General features: G+C 36.0%; 26 protein-coding genes and 1 pseudogene. 9 read left to right on the forward strand and 18 right to left on the reverse strand.

The window, feature by feature from the left end; all coding sequences use genetic code 11:
- Positions 1–64 precede the first annotated feature (64 nt).
- The 6 genes from QN089_RS14195 to QN089_RS14220 all read right to left on the reverse strand — a co-directional run bounded on the left by QN089_RS14195 (position 65) and on the right by QN089_RS14220 (position 3,477).
- Positions 65–508, reverse strand: a complete 444-nt coding sequence (locus QN089_RS14195; protein WP_285215571.1) for a GNAT family N-acetyltransferase — start codon at positions 506–508, stop codon at positions 65–67.
- 240 nt (positions 509–748) lie between these two features.
- On the reverse strand, positions 749–1,207 hold the full coding sequence (locus QN089_RS14200) for a nucleoside deaminase (protein ID WP_285215572.1): 459 nt from the start codon (positions 1,205–1,207) through the stop codon (positions 749–751).
- Between the two features lie 86 nt (positions 1,208–1,293).
- Positions 1,294–1,950 carry an O-methyltransferase gene (locus QN089_RS14205; RefSeq protein WP_285216439.1) on the reverse strand — a complete coding sequence of 219 codons (657 nt, stop codon included), beginning with the start codon at positions 1,948–1,950 and terminating at the stop codon, positions 1,294–1,296.
- Positions 1,950–2,234: a hypothetical protein gene (locus QN089_RS14210; protein WP_068450322.1), complete on the reverse strand. Its 285-nt coding sequence runs from the start codon at positions 2,232–2,234 to the stop codon at positions 1,950–1,952. Before QN089_RS14210 ends, QN089_RS14205 begins: the two co-directional genes overlap by 1 nt.
- Positions 2,235–2,277: 43 nt before the next feature.
- Positions 2,278–2,949 (reverse strand): GNAT family N-acetyltransferase, encoded by a 672-nt coding sequence (locus QN089_RS14215; RefSeq protein ID WP_285215573.1) that lies wholly within the window; start codon positions 2,947–2,949, stop codon positions 2,278–2,280.
- A 21-nt stretch (positions 2,950–2,970) separates the two neighbouring features.
- Positions 2,971–3,477 carry a YfiT family bacillithiol transferase gene (locus QN089_RS14220; protein WP_068450318.1) on the reverse strand — a complete coding sequence of 169 codons (507 nt, stop codon included), beginning with the start codon at positions 3,475–3,477 and terminating at the stop codon, positions 2,971–2,973.
- A gap of 237 nt (positions 3,478–3,714) precedes the next feature.
- On the opposite strand from QN089_RS14220, the gene QN089_RS14225 reads away from it, so the two are divergent.
- Together QN089_RS14225 and QN089_RS14230 are read left to right on the forward strand one after the other, a co-directional pair.
- Positions 3,715–4,011, forward strand: coding sequence for a type II toxin-antitoxin system Phd/YefM family antitoxin (locus tag QN089_RS14225; protein WP_285215574.1), 297 nt, complete (start codon positions 3,715–3,717; stop codon positions 4,009–4,011).
- The gene (locus QN089_RS14230; RefSeq protein ID WP_285215575.1) at positions 4,008–4,271 is read left to right on the forward strand and encodes a Txe/YoeB family addiction module toxin; all 264 of its coding nucleotides are present in this window, start codon (positions 4,008–4,010) and stop codon (positions 4,269–4,271) included. Before QN089_RS14225 ends, QN089_RS14230 begins: the two co-directional genes overlap by 4 nt.
- Before the next feature lie 130 nt (positions 4,272–4,401).
- Here QN089_RS14230 and QN089_RS14235 read toward each other — a convergent pair whose 3' ends face one another.
- On the reverse strand, positions 4,402–4,875 hold the full coding sequence (locus QN089_RS14235; RefSeq protein ID WP_068450317.1) for a FixH family protein: 474 nt from the start codon (positions 4,873–4,875) through the stop codon (positions 4,402–4,404).
- Positions 4,876–4,885: 10 nt separating this feature from the next.
- Positions 4,886–6,229, reverse strand: a complete 1,344-nt coding sequence (locus QN089_RS14240; protein ID WP_087681040.1) for a PepSY-associated TM helix domain-containing protein — start codon at positions 6,227–6,229, stop codon at positions 4,886–4,888.
- A 96-nt stretch (positions 6,230–6,325) separates the two neighbouring features.
- Here QN089_RS14240 and QN089_RS14245 point away from each other — a divergent pair, with 96 nt between their 5' ends.
- From QN089_RS14245 to QN089_RS14270, 6 genes and pseudogenes are all read left to right on the forward strand, one after another.
- Positions 6,326–6,511, forward strand: coding sequence for a hypothetical protein (locus QN089_RS14245; protein WP_285215576.1), 186 nt, complete (start codon positions 6,326–6,328; stop codon positions 6,509–6,511).
- A complete protein-coding gene (locus QN089_RS14250; protein WP_285215577.1) occupies positions 6,492–6,680 on the forward strand; it encodes a hypothetical protein in 189 nt (62 codons plus the stop codon). Before QN089_RS14245 ends, QN089_RS14250 begins: the two co-directional genes overlap by 20 nt.
- Before the next feature lie 242 nt (positions 6,681–6,922).
- Positions 6,923–7,144 (forward strand): annotated as a pseudogene (locus QN089_RS14255) (lysozyme inhibitor LprI family protein); the annotation flags it as partial.
- A gap of 185 nt (positions 7,145–7,329) precedes the next feature.
- Positions 7,330–7,452 carry a hypothetical protein gene (locus QN089_RS14260; RefSeq protein ID WP_285215578.1) on the forward strand — a complete coding sequence of 41 codons (123 nt, stop codon included), beginning with the start codon at positions 7,330–7,332 and terminating at the stop codon, positions 7,450–7,452.
- Positions 7,453–7,683: 231 nt separating this feature from the next.
- Positions 7,684–7,968, forward strand: a complete 285-nt coding sequence (locus tag QN089_RS14265) for a DUF3139 domain-containing protein (protein ID WP_068450310.1) — start codon at positions 7,684–7,686, stop codon at positions 7,966–7,968.
- Positions 7,969–7,986: 18 nt separating this feature from the next.
- Complete coding sequence (locus QN089_RS14270) at positions 7,987–8,145, forward strand: hypothetical protein (protein WP_156422317.1); 159 nt, start codon at positions 7,987–7,989, stop codon at positions 8,143–8,145.
- A gap of 39 nt (positions 8,146–8,184) precedes the next feature.
- Here the strand turns inward: QN089_RS14270 and QN089_RS14275 are convergent, their stop codons facing one another.
- The 5 genes from QN089_RS14275 to QN089_RS14295 form a co-directional block, all read right to left on the reverse strand.
- A complete protein-coding gene (locus QN089_RS14275) occupies positions 8,185–8,910 on the reverse strand; it encodes an AAA family ATPase (RefSeq protein ID WP_285216441.1) in 726 nt (241 codons plus the stop codon).
- A gap of 17 nt (positions 8,911–8,927) precedes the next feature.
- On the reverse strand, positions 8,928–10,001 hold the full coding sequence (locus QN089_RS14280; protein ID WP_285215579.1) for an NADH-dependent flavin oxidoreductase: 1,074 nt from the start codon (positions 9,999–10,001) through the stop codon (positions 8,928–8,930).
- A gap of 97 nt (positions 10,002–10,098) precedes the next feature.
- Entirely contained in the window at positions 10,099–10,773 is a 675-nt protein-coding gene (locus QN089_RS14285; protein WP_285215580.1) for a Dph6-related ATP pyrophosphatase, read from the reverse strand.
- 5 nt (positions 10,774–10,778) lie between these two features.
- A complete protein-coding gene (locus QN089_RS14290) occupies positions 10,779–12,041 on the reverse strand; it encodes a sensor histidine kinase (protein WP_285215581.1) in 1,263 nt (420 codons plus the stop codon).
- Positions 12,038–12,703, reverse strand: a complete 666-nt coding sequence (locus tag QN089_RS14295; RefSeq protein ID WP_285215582.1) for a response regulator transcription factor — start codon at positions 12,701–12,703, stop codon at positions 12,038–12,040. Before QN089_RS14295 ends, QN089_RS14290 begins: the two co-directional genes overlap by 4 nt.
- A 96-nt stretch (positions 12,704–12,799) precedes the next feature.
- Here QN089_RS14295 and QN089_RS14300 point away from each other — a divergent pair, with 96 nt between their 5' ends.
- Positions 12,800–14,038, forward strand: coding sequence for a ferric reductase-like transmembrane domain-containing protein (locus QN089_RS14300; protein ID WP_285215583.1), 1,239 nt, complete (start codon positions 12,800–12,802; stop codon positions 14,036–14,038).
- Between the two features lie 39 nt (positions 14,039–14,077).
- Here QN089_RS14300 and ltaS read toward each other — a convergent pair whose 3' ends face one another.
- The 5 genes from ltaS to QN089_RS14325 form a co-directional block, all read right to left on the reverse strand.
- Entirely contained in the window at positions 14,078–16,024 is a 1,947-nt protein-coding gene (gene ltaS, locus QN089_RS14305; protein ID WP_285215584.1) for a lipoteichoic acid synthase, read from the reverse strand.
- 248 nt (positions 16,025–16,272) lie between these two features.
- On the reverse strand, positions 16,273–16,686 hold the full coding sequence (locus QN089_RS14310; RefSeq protein WP_285215585.1) for a hypothetical protein: 414 nt from the start codon (positions 16,684–16,686) through the stop codon (positions 16,273–16,275).
- A gap of 613 nt (positions 16,687–17,299) precedes the next feature.
- Positions 17,300–17,551 (reverse strand): hypothetical protein, encoded by a 252-nt coding sequence (locus QN089_RS14315; RefSeq protein ID WP_087681031.1) that lies wholly within the window; start codon positions 17,549–17,551, stop codon positions 17,300–17,302.
- A 21-nt stretch (positions 17,552–17,572) separates the two neighbouring features.
- A complete protein-coding gene (gene gad, locus QN089_RS14320; RefSeq protein WP_068450292.1) occupies positions 17,573–18,961 on the reverse strand; it encodes a glutamate decarboxylase in 1,389 nt (462 codons plus the stop codon).
- Positions 18,962–18,976: 15 nt separating this feature from the next.
- Complete coding sequence (locus tag QN089_RS14325; RefSeq protein ID WP_068450291.1) at positions 18,977–19,966, reverse strand: choloylglycine hydrolase family protein; 990 nt, start codon at positions 19,964–19,966, stop codon at positions 18,977–18,979.

The following is a 19,966-nucleotide window of genomic DNA, read 5'->3' on the forward strand; positions in this document are numbered from 1 at the left end:
CAGTTTTTCTTATGCTCATATAAGATGTGTTTTTTGCCCTTATGTCCCAGCCTGTTTTCACGTTCTATTTAAATTCTTTCGTATAATGCCAATATTCATCATCTCGTTGCATACCGATATCTTCATATAGTTTTTGAGCATCTACATTATCTGGATGTGTCTCAAGCGTGATGTACGCTGCACCCATTTGTTCACAAAATACAAATGCTTCCTCCATCAAGGCTCTCGCCGCACCTAACTTTCGGTGAGACTCTTCAACGAATAAATCATTTAAAATATATGCGCGTTTTAATGCAAGTGATGAAAAACTTGGATAGAGTTGCGTAAATCCAATTGCTTTTCCTTCATGTTCTGCATATAAAATGATGGCATCATCGTTTGTTAAACGCTTTTTAATAAAAGTCACCACTTCTTGTTCTTCAAATTGGCGACCATAAAACTGTAAGTATCCTTGAAATAATGGCACAACCTTTTCTAGATCCGCTTTCGTTGCATATTGAATTTCCACATCATCCACCCCTTTTCCTTATTGTACCAAAATGCAGCTTTTTTAAAATAAAAAAAGAACCGCAATATGCGATTCCCTTTCAACTTCTTAATTCGTAGACTTTCGTGTTGCTTTTAAGATTGAACGTACTGCTAAAACGAGACCTGCTGTAAAGGCGACAAAAATAATGGACGCTGTCATACAAAAACCTCCTTTGTCAAAAAAAGAACCGTATATGCACGATTCTTTCTGTTTTTAAACTTATTGTTGTTTTTCAATCCATAATGCAAACGCATCATTCGTTTCTGCTTGGCGTTCAACGTGCTGCAATTGAATCTCACGTTCTTCACGTGGTAAAGCAAGTTGTGCATAGACATGTGATGTTCCAAGACCTGCTTGTTCTTCTTCTTCTGAAGAATAGGCATAATATACATCTTTAAAGTTTGCCCAGTAAATCGCACCCATACACATCGGGCATGGTTCACCACTTGCATATAGCTGACAATCCGATAAATCTGTTGTTTGTAACTTCTCTGTTGCACGACGAATCGCGAGTAATTCAGCGTGTGCTGTTGGGTCATGTGTTTCTAACACTTCATTCACACCAACTGCTACAATATCATCATTTTTGACAATGATGGCACCGAAAGGCTTTCCACCATTCACTGTATTCTCATAAGCTAGTTCAATTGTTTTTTGCATCCACTGTTCTTTTGTCATCTGTGTACCTCCGAATTTGCCTATTTTGCTCTCATATTATATGAAAAAAACATTTATTTAGACAATCGCTATATGTTTACTTCGAATCACTTTTTAACAATAGAACAAATTAACCCATCACCGATTGGTAGTAGTACTGAAAATAGATGTGGGTGCTGTGATACATATTCATTATATTCACGCATAATACGTGTACGTTCTTGTAAATGTTCAGGTAAAGAATCTTTAACCGTTTCGTCTGCTACGCCACCTAGCACCAACACGTTATCCATAACAATAACTGTACCATCTTCTGCAATGTCTACGCAAGCATCTAAATAATGTTTATAACGCTCTTTATCCGCGTCAATAAGGAAGAAATCAAATGTTTCTTGGTCTTCTTTTAACTGCTTCAAAGATGTTAACGCATCTCCAATACGATAGTCTACAACTTCACCATATCCTGCGCGCATGAGGTTTTCTTTCGCTAGTTTCGCATATTCTGGCTCTAATTCTAATGATAGAAGTGTGCCACCTTCTGCTAAACCTCGCGCAATACAGAGCCCACTATAACCACCTAAAGCACCTATTTCTAATGCTTTTTTTGATTGCTTTAATGTCGCAAGAAGCGTCAGCCATTTTCCTGTCGCATTTGAAACCGAGATATTTTTCATACCATGCTCTTCAATTGTTTTTAAAATATGTTGTAAATGCTCATCTTCATTTCCAAAGTACCTATCTGCGTATTTATTTACTTGTTCCATCATTCGTTTTCCCCCTCCTCTATTTCAGAGCGTTCCACTTGAAAGACATTTTTAAACTCTTCGATAATCATTTCAACCGCTTTTAATTCGCCTTCAATCACTGGTCGACTACTCGCAAATTCTTCCCGCTGTAGTTGATCTTTTAATGTTTCTTGTTTCACATAGAGCATCTCCAAAAAGCCAAGTGCGCGTTTACGACGAAATGTTTGCGTACGTTGTTCTTCTCCACCATGATGATCTCGATCATTTGGTTTTTCTCCCCGACGATATTCTCGCATTTTCATCTTTGAATAACCCCTTTCTAAAATTGAAAGTGTTGTTCTTTACTTATTCAATCGACACGTCCACACCGTATTGGCTCATGTTCAATGTACGGGCGATGCCTTGTGAAGCAAAGTTATCCCATGTTGTGCTGTAGAGTGCGACGCGTCCTTGGCGTTGCACATCTCTTGCCCACGCTTGTGCCACTGCTGCACCGTACCCTTTTCCTCTTGATTTAGGATGTGTGTAGACGCTTGCTTCAGCTGCTACTGCACTTTGTCTAGCTGTACAACAAATCGATGCAATGCGGTCTAACTCCATGACTACATAACAGGGTTGCTTCATATCAAAATTCATATAAGTGAATAGGAAATCGTCTTTTAATAGCTCTTTATGTTGCTCCGTTACGTGTAAAACCTTAGGCGAGATTTCTTCAATTGTAGGGAACACATAGGTTGGTCCCATACGGAATTCATGTAAATCTGCGCGATTCATTAGCTGATGAATTAAATCAACGAGTAAATCTTCATCTGCATCTTGAATCGTATTTTCTAAACGCTTTTTAAATACTTCATCTACTCGCGACGAAAAGCGCATCTGCTTCCCATCTCTTGTTACACCAATATGAACTGTCGGTGCTGGTTCAAATGGTGGTTCATTCATTACCGTTAATGCGCCTGCTTCATTTTGTTGGTACAGTACATCTAAATGTAACTGCATTAAATCTTCATCACGCACGTTCATCACTCCCTTTTGGATTTATGAAATGGCTTGTTTAATATGCGCTAAATGGTGATTGCCATGCCATGCATATAAACCAATAGCTTGCTTTACTTGAATCGCTTCTCCATTTGGATAGACGAATTTCTTTTGCAATTGTTCTTCCGTCAATGAGCGTAAAAAGTGTAACCAGCGTTGATGAAGCGAAGCAATTAATTGTAATGATACTTCCACAGGTAATGTATAGTCTGCTAACTCAGCCCATAACTGTTCTTCATATGTTGAAATCGTCGGATTATTTTCTGTCACCGCTAGCTTCATACGAATATAACTATTCATATGACTATCCGCAATATGATGCACCACTTGCTTTACCGTCCAACTACCCTCACGATATGTTTTTTGTAATTGATCCTCTTCTAAATGCATAACCGTTTGATTTAATAAACGTGGTAGTGCTTCAATCTCGTATAGCCAAGCTGTTAATTTCGCACCGTCCACTTCTTCTGGTACATCAAAGCGACCAATCGGATAACGTTCATCCATACTTTCTCATCCCCTTTGTATAAAATAAAAAGTACGTCCTATTTATATAGTAACGTACTTTTCAAATATATTTCCATTCACAAAGGAAAAACTTTTTCTACTCATCTAATATTTATTTGTATTGACGATTTCATATAATCTCCTATACCACAAATATTTTTGTACAGAATATTGTACAAAAATATATTATCACCTATAATAAAAGTACCATCTGATTCGCAAAAGGAGGCAATAAAAATGGCAATCCATGCATATACAGTAAGTGATTTTCGCGAAAATCTAAAAGCGATTACCGATGATGTGTTTGATTATAATGAAACGGTTATTATTACACGCCCTAAAAAAAGAAATGTCGTAATGATTTCTGAAGCTGAGTATAACTCGTGGCAAGAAACACTTCATTTATTAGGAACAACTGCCAATCAAGAAGCTCTTACTACTTCTTTAAAACAACTAGATCATCAAAATACGCATATACTAACACCTGAAGATTGGGCAAACCTGAAATTGCAAGATGATGACACAGACGAATGAAAAAATTAAATCTAGAATTTTCGCAGCAGGCTTGGCAAGAATATGTATCTTGGCAAAGCGAAGATAAAAAAACATTAAAACGTATTAACAAATTAATCGATGCTATTTTACGCGAACCATTCGAAGGGATTGGAAAGCCTGAACCCTTAAAATTCGGTCTCTCAGGTGCATGGTCACGTCGAATAGATGATACGAATCGACTCGTCTATATTGTGACGATTGATAAAATTCAAATTGTACAAGTTAAATATCATTACTAATATGAAGAGAGTCTGGAGCATAAGTGCAAAAAAACACATCCCACATGAGCATAAGAAAAACTGGAATCGCGCTGTAGCGCAGTTCCAGTTTTTCGTTTCGAACGCTAAAAAGAGATCTCTTCTTATTTTTCTAATGATGGTGTCCTCCACCGCCATTTGAAGATGGTGTATTCGATTGTAATGCATCTGTATCTTTTTTCGATAGTTTCCCAACTAATAAACGTTGTGTTGGTGAGATGGTTTCTGTTTTTGTTCCTGCGTGAATCTGTACATAGTATAGTCCAGGTTTTTTAAAGTCGAATGGGAACGTAAATGTCCCGTCTTTCTCCTCTAAAGCGGCTGTCATATCTAATGTCACCGAGCGATCTACATTCCAAATCGAGATATGTGTAAACTGAAGATCTTTCGCAGATTGACCATCTTGTAATAGTTTAAAGTGAATCGTATGCTCTCCCTCTTTTTCATACGCTTCTTTCGATAAAAATTGAACTTCTAACGGTTGTTCTTTTTTATATAGTGTATTTGCATCGGAACGTGTTTCACAGCCTGCTAGCACGAAAATCAATGCGAAAACGACTACATACATGAGTTTTGATTTTATCATTTCGTGCCTCCTATGCATTAAAGAATTTTTTCAGTTTTGCTACGCGACGAATTACTAAAAAGTCGAGTAAGAAAATCACAATAAGTGATAAACCAACTAATGGGAAGATGATTCCTAATACGACTAATAAGATGTAAAAACCATAGGCATGACGTGCGCTACCTGATTTTGGTGCACCTAATTGATGGCTCGGTTTTCGTTTCCACCATAAATAAATACCGCTACATACTACTAACACAATGCCAATACAGATAAGCACACTAATTAATTGATTGATAAGTCCAAACTGTGTTCCTTTATGAAGTGTAATACCGAGTGCAATCGCCTTACCCATCCAACCATAGTTGTCATAACGATAATCAGTTAATACCGCACCTGTGTACTGATCTAAATGCATTGTTACTTCATCTTGTGCTTTATTCGGGAAAGCAGAGATTGTGTACACACCTTCTGCTGTTTGCGGCATGACAATTTTATAGCCTTCTGGTACACCACGTTTTTCAGCATTTTCTTCAATTGTTGTAAGTGATACACGTTCATAATTTGGAATTACGGTTGACTTAGGAACTTCTAATGTTTCTGCTGCCCACGGTACTTTTGTTAAATCTTTCGTCTGTGTCACAGAATCAGGGGGATTACCTGTCCAAATACTTGGTGGATACCCCTGTCCTGTGTTCGTTACGATGGATTGGAAGTTTGTACCCCAAAAGCCCGACCACGGTAACCCTGTTGCGATTAAAAAGGCAATACCTGCTGTTAACCAAACGGCTGGAACTGCATGCAAGTCGCGACGCAATGCACGTCCACCTTTATTAAAACGAATAAGGAATGTACCGCCTTTTTCTTTTTTTGATTTACGAGGGAACCATAAATAAACCCCTGTAATGATTAAAACAATGACCCAACAAGTTACGAGTTCAACCAGACGGTCACCCCATGTTCCCACCATTAATTCACCATGTAATTCTTCAATTCGATCCATAATACGATCATGGTTATCTAATTTTTTAATCACTTCACCATTGTAAGGATTTAAAAAGACTGTATACGTGGCATCACCTTCTGCCAAACCGACTTCGCTTGAACGTGTAGGCGAACTACTTGGTTTGAAAGATGTAACTGTTCCTTCTGGGTATTGTTTTTGGACGACAGCTACCTGTGCATCTGCATCCATCTTTGTACTTTCTTCTTTCACTTCATAATATGAATGATAAAGTGCTTGTTCAATCTGTGGTTTAAATAAATATGTACCGCCTGTAATCGCTAAAACAATTAAGAAAGGCGCAACAAAAATTCCTGCGTAAAAATGCCATCGCCAAATTGTTTTATACAGTTCTGTTGTCTTCTTTTTCATTCATGTAATCTTCCTTCCTTTTTTCAATTTGTTTAATATACCAAGAAAATGTGAAATAACAATGAAACAATGTATTTAAATGAAGATGATTTTTTTGTGAAAAAAATAATGACAACAATCATTTGTACGAGCCTATTTTTAACAACTTGTAGTAATGAAAAAGAGAGCAAGGAACCTTCAGAAAATACTATCTTTAAAAACGCCGTGGAACAAAGTAAGCTCGCTTTTGCAAAAGGTGATGTGGAAGAGGCTTTGGCATCATTTGAACTCGCAAAAAAATGAAAATCCACAAGATGCCAATACGAAAAAATATGTAGAACAGCTACAACAAGTGAACCGCGTGCATGACTTAATAGAAGAAAAAGAATATGAACAAGCTGTCAAAACAGCCAATCAAACGATGGAGAAATATACGCTATTTTCCTTGTCCAAAAAGAATGATCTGATTTAAAGAAAACAGCTGAATCAAAACAAAAGGAAATAAAAAAAGAAACGACCAAAACAAATACAACACCTAAAACCCAAACAACACCTCAAAAAGAGAATCTATATGCAAGCTATATGAATAAGGCAACTCTCATCGGGCAGAATTTCGATGAAGCAGCATACGCAATAGACGGTGAACGTCAAGATAGCTTTGACCCTATGTTAAAAGCGTTTGATACAAGTTATAAGCAGTAGGATGCTCTATTAAATGAAATTTATGGCACATTAAAATCATGTCTATCTTCATCCGAATTCACTGTGCTACGTGATATACAGCGTAATTGGATTAAAGAACGTGATTATAATGCTGGTAGCGCATCTGCTTATAGCGAATATGCACCAGAGATTGCCTATACAGAATCTTTAGCTGCTTCAACAAGAGAACGCTGTTATGCACTTCTTGAACAATACCGCGAAACATTACGCTAACCTGTAATAAGCCACTTTAAACAATCTAAAGTGGCTCTTTTTTATGAAAACGCTTCGAATAAGAATAAATTGTGACAACCGTAAAAAACACTTCCATTTTTCTAAAAATCATGTAGAATAACTTATAACAAGTTTTGTTATACAACAACAACAACTTGTAATATAACAAAGAATGGAGAATGACCATGTGGGTTGTAACAATTTTCAATAATATTCATGATATTCGTATGTTTGAGTACACAAATAAGGATGCTGCTACAGAAAAGCTAAAAGGATGCAACAACGCTATTTTATCTTATACAAAATAAATCATGAGGTTAAAAAAATGAATCAAATGCTTTATGAACCCTTACCTTCTATCTCGCACAATTAGATAGAAGGTCTTTTTTTCGTTTGAATGCATGGAAGTAAAACGTAAAACACATACATTTCATACTATTACAGTTCTATTCTCTTTTACAGGAAAAAATAATATATGGATGAAATTGGATAAAAAACATATATAATTGAACTAGTAATTATAGAAAGGACTTTTTAACATGAAAAAATTCGTTATATTTTTAGGCATTGTGATTTTAATTGGGCTATCTATTTTTGGATACATCGAAACTAAAAAGTATCTGGTTAAAAATGATGTTCATACATATCTATTAAAGGAAAAAAATATAAAAGAAGCTGACATTGAAGTATTAGATCCATTCGTAGCTAACTTAGACGGAGATAAAAATTGGCTAGTTTATGTAAAAATCAAAAATGATCCTAAAAAATATTACTATTATAAAAACAGTGATACAGACCGTATTCTTTTAGAATCGGCTGAGTAAGACTAAGGAGACAATAAATTGAAAATCATCGGTCTTTTAATACTAGGTATACTATTAAGCTTATTTTTAGTCACATTTTTAGAGGATATCGGCTTACTAATGCTTGCTGGGTTAGGTCTTGGTAGTTTGTTTGTCATCATCTATCAATTAGAAAGAAACTACAAAAATAACCAATAGAAAAACGATTTAGTCGAAGCTGACTAAATCGTTTTTCTATTATTCCTCTTTAAATAATTCTTCTAACATCTTTTCACGATTTCTCAAAAAGTATGTGGAGATTTGTACATGTGATGTTTCTTCATAAGCTACTTCGTGAATCGTTTCATCAAATTCATAAATTTTTGCGTTGGGGTATCCCAGTAAAATTGGTGAGTGTGTCGCTATAATAAATTGTACATTCTGTTCTTTCTCTAAATCATGTAAAATCCGCAGTAATGTCAGCTGCTTTGCTGGAGACAATGCAGCTTCAGGCTCGTCCAATAAATAGATTGCCTTTTCACGAAAACGATGTTGAAAGAGAGACAAAAAAGATTCGCCATGCGATTGGTGATGCAATGACTTTCCCCCGTAAGATTTAAAACCATCCTCATCCACTTCGTCAATGTGAGATGCAAATTGATAAAATGTTTCCGCTCTTAAAAAGAAACCATCTGTCACTTTGGGCATCCAAGATAGACGTAAGTAATCACCTAAATGTGATTCACTCGCATGTACATTATAAGCTCTTACATTTTGTCGACTTCCTCCAGCTGTATGAAAGCCAATTTGATCGGCAATAGCTTCAAGTAAAGTTGATTTACCTGAACCATTCTCACCTACAAAAAACGTAACAGTTTGATTAAGCGATAAAGTATCTAAATGATGAATCGTCGGAATCGAGAACGGATATACAGAAAAATCTTGTACTTCTTCTCTCTTTAAACGACAGCTTTTTAAAAACATCACATGACTCCCTCTTCTTATTTCATCGGAACCCAACCCGGGCGACTTTTAATAATTTCAAACATCGTCGTTGGTAAAACAGGTGGATTTTTCGTATCAAGTGCTGTTTCCACTTGTTCACCACGTTGAATTTTCTCTACCCAATGTGGTTCAATTAATAATTCACGACCAATTGCGAGTAAGTCTGCACCGATATGTGATGCATTCTCTAAATCTTTTTTACTGTAAATTGAACCTACTGCAATTAGCGGTAGTCTGCCTGCGATTGTTTCTTGAAGTGCTTCTACACGTGTAGTCGCTTTACCACTATAGCGACGTGGCTCTGAATCAAACTGCATTTGTGAGACATGTAAGTAGTTAAGTGGTTGGTCTGCTAGAACATCTACTAATTCTAGTGTCTGATCCATTGTAATACCATCTTCTTCAGGCTCTTCTGGAGAGAAACGGTAACCAACGATAAATGCGTCATTCGCATATTTTTCTTTTGCTTGTTGTACAGCTTGTACGACTTCTAAAATAAATTTCATACGGTCTTCACCATACACATCTGTACGCTTATTCGTGAAGCCACTGAAGAATTGTTGTAATAGGTATGTGTTTGCACCATGAATTTCGACACCATCAAAGCCTGCTTCAATCGCACGTCTTGTCGCTTCATGGAAGTCACGTACAATTTGTTGTACTTCTTCTGTCGTTAAAGCACGTGGTGTTGGCTGTCCATCACTTGTAATATCCGTTGCGCCGACCACTTCTGGTACTTCATTCGCAGGACTTTGACGACCTGCGTGGAAAATTTGCAAAATCGCTTTTGCGCCTCCACTTTGAATTGTTTTCGCTAAACGACGTAAACTATCAATATAACGATCTTCATGCGCTGAGAATTGTCCTAGGAATCCCTTACCATGCTCTGATACATAGGCAACAGCTGTAATAACAGCACTTACGCCACCAGAACGTTCTTTATAGTAAGCAATCTCCTCATCTGAAACAGTACCATCTGGATTACCAGAATATGTTGTCATAGGGGCCATAACTAGGCGATTTTTTAATCTCACACCATTATTTAAAGTAATTGGTTCAAAAGCATTCATACAAAAATTCCCTCCTCATATCTATGAGAAAATTATGAACGTGTTACATCGAAATTTCAAAAAATATGCTTATCATTTTAGTTGGGATTATGAATGGCTACAGCGTTAATTCCAAAAACACATAAGGGTCTTGTCGAACTACTCGACCAAATTTCACATCTAATGCCTGTTGAAAACAGGGTCCATCGATAACTGTCGTATGAAATTCACCTTGTTCACCACATGGGTCAATTCCTCGCTCAATCAATTCATTCATGAACTCAATCGACAACTCACGCCCTAAATCCGATGCCTTCATTCCGAGTGACTCATTTATCGTGACAATAATGGCACGATATCCTCTTTCTACAACTTCTTTTACAATGGATTTACGTTCTTCTTGCCATAATGGCATAGCGAGCTGTAATCCTGCTCGCGCTGCCACTTGTTCATGCCAGAGACCATGCTCTAGTAAATCTATATCTCCTGTCACAAGTACTTCTGCCCCTGCTTCTTTTGCTGCTTTTAACGCTTCTACAAAAGCTTCCTCGTAAGTTGCCCAACTTGCTGATACTTCAAAAACAGGAAGACCTATTGCTTTTGCCTGCGCGCGTACAAGCTCTGAACCTGTCGCATGTGAACGTGAACGCTCTCCTTGTTCCTCCATCATAACGAGTAAGCCCATTACTTCTCCTTGCTTCATCGCCCATTCAAGTGCGAGTGTACTATCCTTACCACCACTATAAGACACGATACTCTTTTTATTAGCGGCATTCTGTTTCCATGTATTCATATGCTTCATTCCTTTGGTAATGTAATCGTAAAGCAGCTTCCCACATTCACTGTACTCGTTACTTGAATCGTTCCACCATGTTGCTCAACAATCTCTTTTGCAATCGCTAACCCAAGACCTTCACCACCAGTAGAACGCGCGCGGTCTGTATCAACACGATAAAATCGTCTAAAGATATAAGGTAACTTCTCCTGTTCAATTCCTCTACCTTCATCAATCACTTCAAGCTTTGTGCCATATGCTTTAATCGTAATCTTCGAACTATCGTCACTATAACGAATGGCATTTTGTATGAGATTCATGACAACTTGTTGCATCTTCATAACATCCATCTGTTGTGATTGTGCTGACTGTAATACATAATTCATCTCACGTTTTTCCCCTAGCACTTCCAAAACAGGCATTAAATCTTCTACTAACTCATTAAAACTAATCATTTCTAACTGTAAGGGTTCTTGGCGATCTAAACGTGATAACTGTAGTAGCCTCTCAATCAAAGCACTCATTCTTTCTGTTTGAAGATGAATTTGCGTAACAGAATCTTCTACTTGTTGTACATTTTCAAAATTCGAACGAAGAAGTACCTCTGTAAAACCACGAATCGATGTAAGTGGCGTTTTTAATTCATGTGATGCATCAGACACGAACTGCTCTAATACTTTCTTCGTCTCCTTCTCTTTTTCAAAGGCTTGTTGTACACGTTGTTGCATCTTTTGAATCGCCTTTTCTAATTGCTCTACCTCAATTGGCGCCTGTTTAACTGAGACTGCTTTTCCCATTTGATCGATGGTTAATTCACGCACTTGCTCAGATAATTCATCTAATGGACGCAATGTACGACGTAAGATTTTCTGATATAGCCAAAAAACAATCGTAAAAATAATCGCAACAACTACTGTATAAATAATTAATTGTGTGAACATAATTTCATTTTCTTCATGTGTTGGGAAAGAAACTTTGAGTGTTTGACCTGCTACTTCTCTTTCGATTGTACGTGATGTGACTTTATCATCGTCATCTCCACGAAATGAACGAATTACTTCTCCATCCCATTCAATGCGAGCATTTAAAAATTGCTTTTCGAGTAACTCACGTGATTCGGGTGTTAATTCACCATTTCTTATGTCTAATTGTTTACTCGCCATTTTCACATTATCTTGTTGTTGGTATTCTACAGAGTATTTAAAAATCCCAATTTGTAAAATACCGAGTATCACATATAAAATGGCAAAAATAATCGATGTTCGAACAAGTAATTGTTTTTTCATTCGGTCACATCCAATTTATAACCGAAGCCCCTCAATGTTTGAATCACTTGATGTTCAGGGTCTTGTAGCTTTTGACGCAACGTTTTTATATACGCTTCAACGACATTATCATTTCCGTAATAATCGTACCCCCATACAGCATTCAAAATCGCTTCTTTTGATAGCACTTTGTTTTTATGTTGAATAAAATAGCGTAATAATTTGTACTCGGTACGCGTTAATGTAAGTGCCTCTCCTTGATAGGTGATTTGTTTTTGTTCGTCATCAATTGAAAAAAGCCCTGTTAGTTGTTCTTCATATTGTGGTGTATTGCGCAGTCGTGCTTGTACACGCGCAATCAGTTCTTCAAAGCTAAATGGTTTTACCATATAATCATCTGCACCTGCATTTAACCCCGTTACACGGTCGGTCACTTCTCCTTTTGCAGAAAGTAAAATAACTTGGCAGTTTATATATTTTTTCAAACTACGACATACTTCATACCCATCCATACCAGGCATCATAATATCAACAATGGCAACATCTGGTTTCCATTTCTCTGCTAATTGAATGCCTGTCATTCCTTCAGAAGCAGTGATTACTTCATATCCTTCAGCTTCAAGCCCCATCTCCAAAAATTGTGTAATACTTTCCTCATCATCAATGGCTAAAATTCGTGTCATATCCCCATTCTCCTTTTTTCAGCTAATTTTCAGCTACCCTTCATTTGAAATACAGCATCCTTTTCTATACTTGGTTTAACAGAAAGGATGATTCGTATGAATGCTAAATGGCTATCATTTCTTATATTTCTTTTACCACTTCCATTAATCTTTTGGCAAATTACAACACAAGATCATGGATTCGCTTTTTGGAACGTTGTCACCGTATCATTCGGTGCAATCGCATATAGTTACCTGTGCTTCATCTTATTCTTAGGTACACGTCCAAGATGGATTAAATATGAAGTAGCACAAAAATTCCATCGTGTTTTACCAATTCTTGCAATCGCAGCGATTCTTCTTCATAGCCAAACAGAAGACTTTGTAAATAATCCACATGGTTTACATGGTGCTGGTAGCTACGGTGAACTATCACAAAATGTATTCTTAATTATGGGTGGATTGAGTATCTTATTCTTAGCAACAAAATGGTTACGTTATACACCTTCTATTGTACAGAAATTCATGAAGATGTTCTCCTTTATCCGTTATGACTGGATGAAATGGGTACATCACTTACAAATCTTCGGGATTATCTTTATGGCTATTCACGTAATTCTAGTGAATATCGCCTACAATACACCGATGACAGCTGTCCCTTATATTGTGTACTTCGGAGTGGCACTTGTATTCTATATCCCATTCCTACTAAAAAAATTCGCAAGACGCAATGCAACCGTAGCATCTGTTACAGCTTTAAGCTCTGTAATGTATGAATTAAAACTACACATGAACAGTAAAAAACATGCACAACTTGGACAAGCAGCATGGATTCGCATCAACGGTATGGAACATCCATTCACGATTGCAGATGTGAATGACGATGAAGTAACCATCATCTTTAAAAAGGTTGGACCATTTACAAAGAAAATGGCACAACTACAATCCGGAGATCGTCTATACATGACGAAGGGGTACGGAAAGCTACCGAAATTTGAAAAACCAACCATTTATATTGCTGGTGGTAGTGGTATTGCTGTAGCGATGAGTTATATTAAAGCTTGGTCTAAAAATCCAACACAACCATTCCATCTTTACTGGTCTGTTCGTAAAAGTGACGAGTTAGTATATGACCGTTATTTCCGTCAATTACAACAAACAATTCCAAACTTTTACTACACACCATACGTAACACAAGAAGGGTTATGTGAGCGATTAACATATAAAGAGTTAGAACAAAATCTTTATTTAGAACAAGCTCAATGCTTCATCTGTGCATCAGCTAAAGCTAGCTTCGCCTTTGAAAGAATGTTACACAAAGTACAAGCTGATGATGTACATGCTGAAAACTTCTAAAACACAAAAAAGGTTTCGACAAATGTCGAAACCTTTTTCTTATTTTGCATCTTTATTTGTATAGTCTATCGTAGAGGGTTCCGTTGCTTTAAAGCCTTCTGGTGTGTAGAAACGTAGTAAATCTCCATTTACAATCTTATCTGAGATACTTAATTTCTCTGACACTTCAGCTTTAATTTTTTCAGCTTCTGGAATTTGATCTTCGCTTAATAATTCCCCCGTTTTATTATCATAATATTTATCATCTACAAAGAAATAGTTAGGAGTAGCGAAACCACCGTTACGGAAAGCTACAATTTCTTTATGATCTTTTGATAATAAGTCTGTACCCAATTGTACATATTTCTGTGTATCAACACCTAAAAGATGTAATAACGTTGGTAAAAGGTCAATTTGACCACCGTATGTGTGATCAACGCCACCTTTCATACCTGGTACATGAATGAATAATGGTACACGTTGTAAATTCGTATTTTCATAGGGTGTAATCTCTTTATCCATAATTTGAGCCATCGCTTTGTTATGGTTGCTTGAAATACCATAGTGGTCACCATATAGAACAACCATCGTGTTATCATCTAAGCCATCTTTCTTCATTTGTTGGAAGAATTGTTTCACTGACTCATCTAAATAACGTGCCGTTTGGAAGTAATCGTCTACACTTTGGTCACCTGTTTTTTCTTTGCCAATCGTCACAAGATCTTGATCCATTTTATATGGGAAGTGGTTCCCTACTGTAATCAATTTTGTATAGAATGGTTCAGGTAATTCTTTTAGATATGGTTCAGATTGTTTAAAGAATGGCTTATCTAATAAACCATACTCAGCCATATCTTTTGGTGAGCTTGTATCATAGAAGCTTGCATCATAGAAATGATCGAAACCGAATTGCTTATAAATCACATTACGGTTCCAGAAGCTTCCGTTATTCCCGTGGAATACTGCTGATGTGTAACCTTCACCTTTTAGAATATTCGGTGCAGCTTGGTACGTATTTTGACCTTTTGTAATGTAAGCTGAACCTTGTGGTAAGCCAAATAATGAGTTTTCTAACATGAACTCTGCATCTGATGTCTTTCCTTGCCCTGTTTGGTGGAAGAAGTTATCGAAATACAATGTCTCTTGGTCTTTCATTAACTTGTTTAAGAATGGTGTTACTTCCTCACCATCCACTTTGTAATTCAATAAGAATGTTTGGAACGACTCCAAATGTAAATAGATGACGTTCATATCTTTGGCAGCGCCAAAGTATTCTTTATTCGGTTTTGCATAGTTTGAACGTGTATAGTTCAATACATCCGTAATATCACTACTATCAGCTAGTACACGTTCTGAAGAAGCTTGAACCGTTTCATATGTGTCATATGCTGTGTAGTTATACATACCCAAGTATTTTACGATGTACGTGCGGTCGAAACCACGTGATAATAATTGTGGACGATCAATTTCAGCTAATGCTAAGTTTACAATTGAGAAACCGACTGATACAGCTAAAATTAATGTAGCATTTTTTAGCGTTCCACGTTTTTCATTCACTAACTTATGCGTTTTCTTTGAGAAACGTAAATACATTAATGCAAATACATCAATAAAGAATAGAATGTCATACCATTTTAATAACGATAGTACACTACCGCCTAAATCACCAAAGTTTTGTGTTTGCGTTACAGTTGGCAACGTAATAAAATCACTGAAGAAGCGATAATATACAGCATTGGCAAATAATAAAATCGTCATCAATGTGTAGATCACAACAAGTGCAGTTAGTTTTCGTTTGTCTTTCTTAAAGAAGAAAGACAGACCGAGTAGTAACACAACAGCGCCTAGTGGATTAATAACAAGTAAAAATTGTTGCAACACACCTTTAACTTCCAAGTTAAATTGTGTGACTTGTACAATATATGTTTTAATCCATAGCACAAGTACGGCTACTAAATAAATTCCCGTAAAGCGATTCATAGACGAGAATTTTTTATCTTTCAACATATTTTTTACACCTACTTCATAAAAATTAAGTTCATTTTCAATAAATCATAAGCTATAACGTTTTTGTTTGTGAAATGTTTCATAAAAGAACACTTAGCTTATTTTACAGTATTTTTCTTTGAAGTTCTAATATAAATAACTTGATTTTTACATTCACTTATTAAGTGTACACAATTTTGGCGATTTATGTAAACTTTTATAGTCTTATTCTTATCGATTGTAACTTTTATGTAAAGAGGTCATACATCCTATTCTGTTGTTGTTTTATTGTTATTTTCCTTAAAAAAATAGAGGAGAACCAAATAAACACTTACACCTATTAGCATTTCCTTTGTCACAATTGAAATAATAAATGTGACCATACTTCCTTCATTAAAATGTGACGCCTTTGGTAAATATTTTTCTGTTCCAATATGTAAGGTCATTAAATAACTAGTTAACACAATCACTACATATAAAATAATACTCCCCAATAGTAGGAGGGGATTTTTTCGTTCATTCACTTCTAACCAAATCGCACTAAATAGTAAAAAGAATGGACTCATTACCAAGATAAACAGAGATATCATATCTATATTATAGTAGGTACACCCAAGTACAATACTAATTAACACAACTTCTAATGCAATATAAAAGTAGAATCTACCACTGATGTTTAACATCTTTTTCTCCTTAACTTAAACGAATGTGTTTTTTAGAATATATTTTAACTATTACTTTATTATTATTTACAACAAAAGCAAATATGTATATAACACTACCATTTTAACAAAGTTTGTAACATGGTATAAATTAACCCTGTGTTGATAAAATTATGCTATATAAAAATACTTTTATTTCATTTTTATTCTTAAAAGAAAATATGTAATAGAATTTATTTTAAAATTGATACTAAAAGACTTAAATGAATTGTTTTTTTATGTAGAGAGACTTATTTACAATTACTTTTTAAAAATATCTTTCCTTGCTTATTTCGAGATGATATAGTGCCTCTTGAAAGTTAAGTAATGAATAGATTGCTTCTTCTTTTGCTAAACTTTCCTCCCCTTTTATTTAAATAAGTGTAAAATGAATCGAAAAATCGCTAGAATTAGATTCAAGAGAAAACTCAAAAAACCTTGAATAATACCTTCCCAAATCACTTCACGAATTAGATTTTTTACATCTCGAAAAAAATGTCGAATTCGTCCTTCTTTTTTTCGCATAGAATCTTCCTTTTTTAGAGATAGTATAACAAAAAGCAGGTGCAAAAGAATATGCACCTGCTTCACTTAACTATTTGTATTCTTCAAATTGCTTGTCAATTTTAGCTTCTTCTTTTTCATCATAATGATCATATTTTTGAATTTCATGTAATAAACGCTTAAATTCATGAATGACTTTCTTCTCTTCATACCATTCCTTCATGCGATGTGACTTATCATCTTCTTTATTCGCTTCTAACTTTTCAAGTACTTCATCCAATTTCATTAACGTTTCCGCCATTTTATCAATCATTTTGTCCTTTTTTTCTTCATAGTTTGTCATATATAAAACACTCCTTCTAATTTAGTGTGTAAACCCATGTACATGTGGTTCATCATCATCGTGGAATAAGACACGTGCATGATTTAAATCTTCGATACACTGTAAGAAATCTTCTATTAAAGAGTCCGCTAGGTTTTGACCTAAATCGGCTCGACATACAAAACGTTGAATGACAATATCATCTAAATCGGCTGGTAATGGATATGCTGGAACTTGCCACCCCTTCATTTGAAGACGGTCAGCTAATTCATATAAATTCCAAGATACATCGGCATCTTCTTTTAACGTATAACAAACAATGGGCAGATTTTCGCCATCATTATACAATTTAAAGAGTCCTGTCTCTTCAATTGCTTTTGAGATATTCATGGCTGCTTTCTGTGAATGTTTATGAATCTCACGATACCCTTCATATCCTAAACGGTAGAAATTATAGAATTGGCCCACAACTTGACTCGCACTACGAGAGAAGTTAATCGCCATTGTTGGCATATTTCCTCCTAGATAGCTCACATCAAAAATTAATTCTTTTGGTAGATATTCTTGATTTCGCCATAAAATCCAGCCAACACCTGGATATACAAGCCCATATTTATGCCCAGATGTATTAATTGATACAACATTTTTCAATCTGAAATCCCATGCAAGATCAGGATCAACGAATGGTACAAACATTGCACCACTCGCACCGTCTACATGAATAACAAGCTGATGTTCATGTGTTTCGTTGTACTTTTCAACAAGTTGATCGAGCGCCTCAATATCATCAAACTTACCTGTGTACGTAATACCTAAGATACCCACAATTCCAATTGTGTACTCATCTACATAATCCATTACCTTATCTAAATTAATGCTTAAATGTTCTTCATCCATTGGTACTTCACGCATCTCAATATCCCAATAGACACAGAATTTTTCCCAACATACTTGATAACCTGAAGAAATCACAAGATTTGGTTTTTGTGCATTTAAATCGAGTCCGCGTTCACGTGCAAGATTTCGCCAACGAAACTTCATTGCCATACCGCCAAGCATACAAGCTTCACTTGAACCAACAGTAGACGTTCCCATCACTTCCTCGGCATCCGGTGCATTCCATAAATCAGCTAGTACATTCACACAACTCGTTTCTAAGCGTGCTACTTCTGGATATTCTGATTTATCAATTGCATTTTTCTCCATTGTTTCAGACATTAATTTTGTGACTTCTGGTTCCATATATGTTTGACAAAAAGTCGCTAAGTTTTGTCTTGCATTTCCTTCATCAATTAACTGATCCTTAATTAATTGATAGGCAATATGGGCACTAATTGGTTTTTTACGTAACTTTTTCAAAACAACGTCTTTACCTGATGCTAACGAACCATACAAAGGGCTTGCATCATCTGGTAAGTGTTTTTTCTTCATAAAAGAACCTCCTTTCTAATTCAACTCTTTAAATGCTTCTTCTTTTTGAACTTTAAACATTCTAGGTTCTGTTGATTGTAAAAGCTCATCGGTCATTTGTACTTTAGCAATCTGATAATTCTCATACGATGTGTAGTAATACGTAAGTGACGTGTTACACATCGTTCCGACATATTGAGAAAAATCTTCTCGGTCATCTGCTGTAACAACAATTCCTTTTGGAATACGAACTGTTGAAAGGATATGATAGGCATTCGATACGCCCTCTGTTTCGTTCTCAGCTTGTTTAATATGTTCTTTAAAGAATGCCGCTCGAACGAATCGCTCAGGAGGTGTATAACCACCAGGTAACCCCATCGTTCCCGTTCCCTGTGAGAAAGCTCTTGCTTCATATTCACCAAATTTCACAGGAGGATATTGTTTCGGACGCACATGTAAATAGTTATGCAAATTCGAAAAATGCCATTGAATATTCGGCGTATTTGTCATAACACCTACAGGATTCTCTGTAATTGTTAGATTTTCTGTTAGCGGTTCAATAACAACGCATCTTCCTGTACGATCTGTCACAATCCAATGCAGTGGTGTAATAATGTTAATAAGCGGTGCCGATTTTGCTACAAGATGTACTTGATGTAATTCTTTTTCTAACTCATCAATCGTTGCAAAACGTTCAATTGCCCATGTAATAAATTCATGTGGTGCTAAATTAATTGCTCCTTCCTTACTATCTTCTGCATAATAAGCTTCACCTGGTAAATAAAGTTCAGCCATTGATAAGCCTTTTTCATTTACACCATCGGCAACAGTATAGAGACCTTCAATCTCTGTTCCTGCACCTAGTACGCCATACTTACCAACATACTCTGTTCCATCCACTACTGACTCAAATGAATGTTCTCTTGGTAAATAAACAGGTTGTGTATCGAGTTCAAACGAAAAGTCCATCGTGCGTGATAATAGATACTTACCATCTTTTGTTACAGTAAAAATACTTGTACACAT

The organism is Kurthia sp. YJT4 (assembly GCF_030219945.1).
Lineage (GTDB): Bacteria > Bacillota > Bacilli > Bacillales_A > Planococcaceae > Kurthia > Kurthia gibsonii.

What these genes read in the sequence shown, in the direction of transcription:
- QN089_RS14285 (WP_285215580.1), bottom strand. Translation starts at nt 10,773, where the DNA reads ATGAATACATGGAAACAGAATGCCGCTAATAAAAAGAGTATCGTGTCT.
- QN089_RS14300 (WP_285215583.1), top strand. Translation starts at nt 12,800, where the DNA reads ATGAATGCTAAATGGCTATCATTTCTTATATTTCTTTTACCACTTCCA.
- ltaS (WP_285215584.1), bottom strand. Translation starts at nt 16,024, where the DNA reads ATGTTGAAAGATAAAAAATTCTCGTCTATGAATCGCTTTACGGGAATT.
- QN089_RS14225 (WP_285215574.1), top strand. Translation starts at nt 3,715, where the DNA reads ATGGCAATCCATGCATATACAGTAAGTGATTTTCGCGAAAATCTAAAA.
- QN089_RS14220 (WP_068450318.1), bottom strand. Translation starts at nt 3,477, where the DNA reads ATGGATGAACGTTATCCGATTGGTCGCTTTGATGTACCAGAAGAAGTG.
- QN089_RS14275 (WP_285216441.1), bottom strand. Translation starts at nt 8,910, where the DNA reads ATGTTTTTAAAAAGCTGTCGTTTAAAGAGAGAAGAAGTACAAGATTTT.
- QN089_RS14235 (WP_068450317.1), bottom strand. Translation starts at nt 4,875, where the DNA reads ATGATAAAATCAAAACTCATGTATGTAGTCGTTTTCGCATTGATTTTC.
- QN089_RS14295 (WP_285215582.1), bottom strand. Translation starts at nt 12,703, where the DNA reads ATGACACGAATTTTAGCCATTGATGATGAGGAAAGTATTACACAATTT.
- QN089_RS14310 (WP_285215585.1), bottom strand. Translation starts at nt 16,686, where the DNA reads ATGTTAAACATCAGTGGTAGATTCTACTTTTATATTGCATTAGAAGTT.
- QN089_RS14290 (WP_285215581.1), bottom strand. Translation starts at nt 12,041, where the DNA reads ATGAAAAAACAATTACTTGTTCGAACATCGATTATTTTTGCCATTTTA.
- QN089_RS14240 (WP_087681040.1), bottom strand. Translation starts at nt 6,229, where the DNA reads ATGAAAAAGAAGACAACAGAACTGTATAAAACAATTTGGCGATGGCAT.
- QN089_RS14230 (WP_285215575.1), top strand. Translation starts at nt 4,008, where the DNA reads ATGAAAAAATTAAATCTAGAATTTTCGCAGCAGGCTTGGCAAGAATAT.
- QN089_RS14265 (WP_068450310.1), top strand. Translation starts at nt 7,684, where the DNA reads ATGAAAAAATTCGTTATATTTTTAGGCATTGTGATTTTAATTGGGCTA.
- QN089_RS14210 (WP_068450322.1), bottom strand. Translation starts at nt 2,234, where the DNA reads ATGAAAATGCGAGAATATCGTCGGGGAGAAAAACCAAATGATCGAGAT.
- QN089_RS14280 (WP_285215579.1), bottom strand. Translation starts at nt 10,001, where the DNA reads ATGAATGCTTTTGAACCAATTACTTTAAATAATGGTGTGAGATTAAAA.
- QN089_RS14325 (WP_068450291.1), bottom strand. Translation starts at nt 19,966, where the DNA reads ATGTGTACAAGTATTTTTACTGTAACAAAAGATGGTAAGTATCTATTA.
- QN089_RS14205 (WP_285216439.1), bottom strand. Translation starts at nt 1,950, where the DNA reads ATGGAACAAGTAAATAAATACGCAGATAGGTACTTTGGAAATGAAGAT.
- QN089_RS14315 (WP_087681031.1), bottom strand. Translation starts at nt 17,551, where the DNA reads ATGACAAACTATGAAGAAAAAAAGGACAAAATGATTGATAAAATGGCG.
- QN089_RS14260 (WP_285215578.1), top strand. Translation starts at nt 7,330, where the DNA reads ATGTGGGTTGTAACAATTTTCAATAATATTCATGATATTCGTATGTTT.
- gad (WP_068450292.1), bottom strand. Translation starts at nt 18,961, where the DNA reads ATGAAGAAAAAACACTTACCAGATGATGCAAGCCCTTTGTATGGTTCG.
- QN089_RS14200 (WP_285215572.1), bottom strand. Translation starts at nt 1,207, where the DNA reads ATGACAAAAGAACAGTGGATGCAAAAAACAATTGAACTAGCTTATGAG.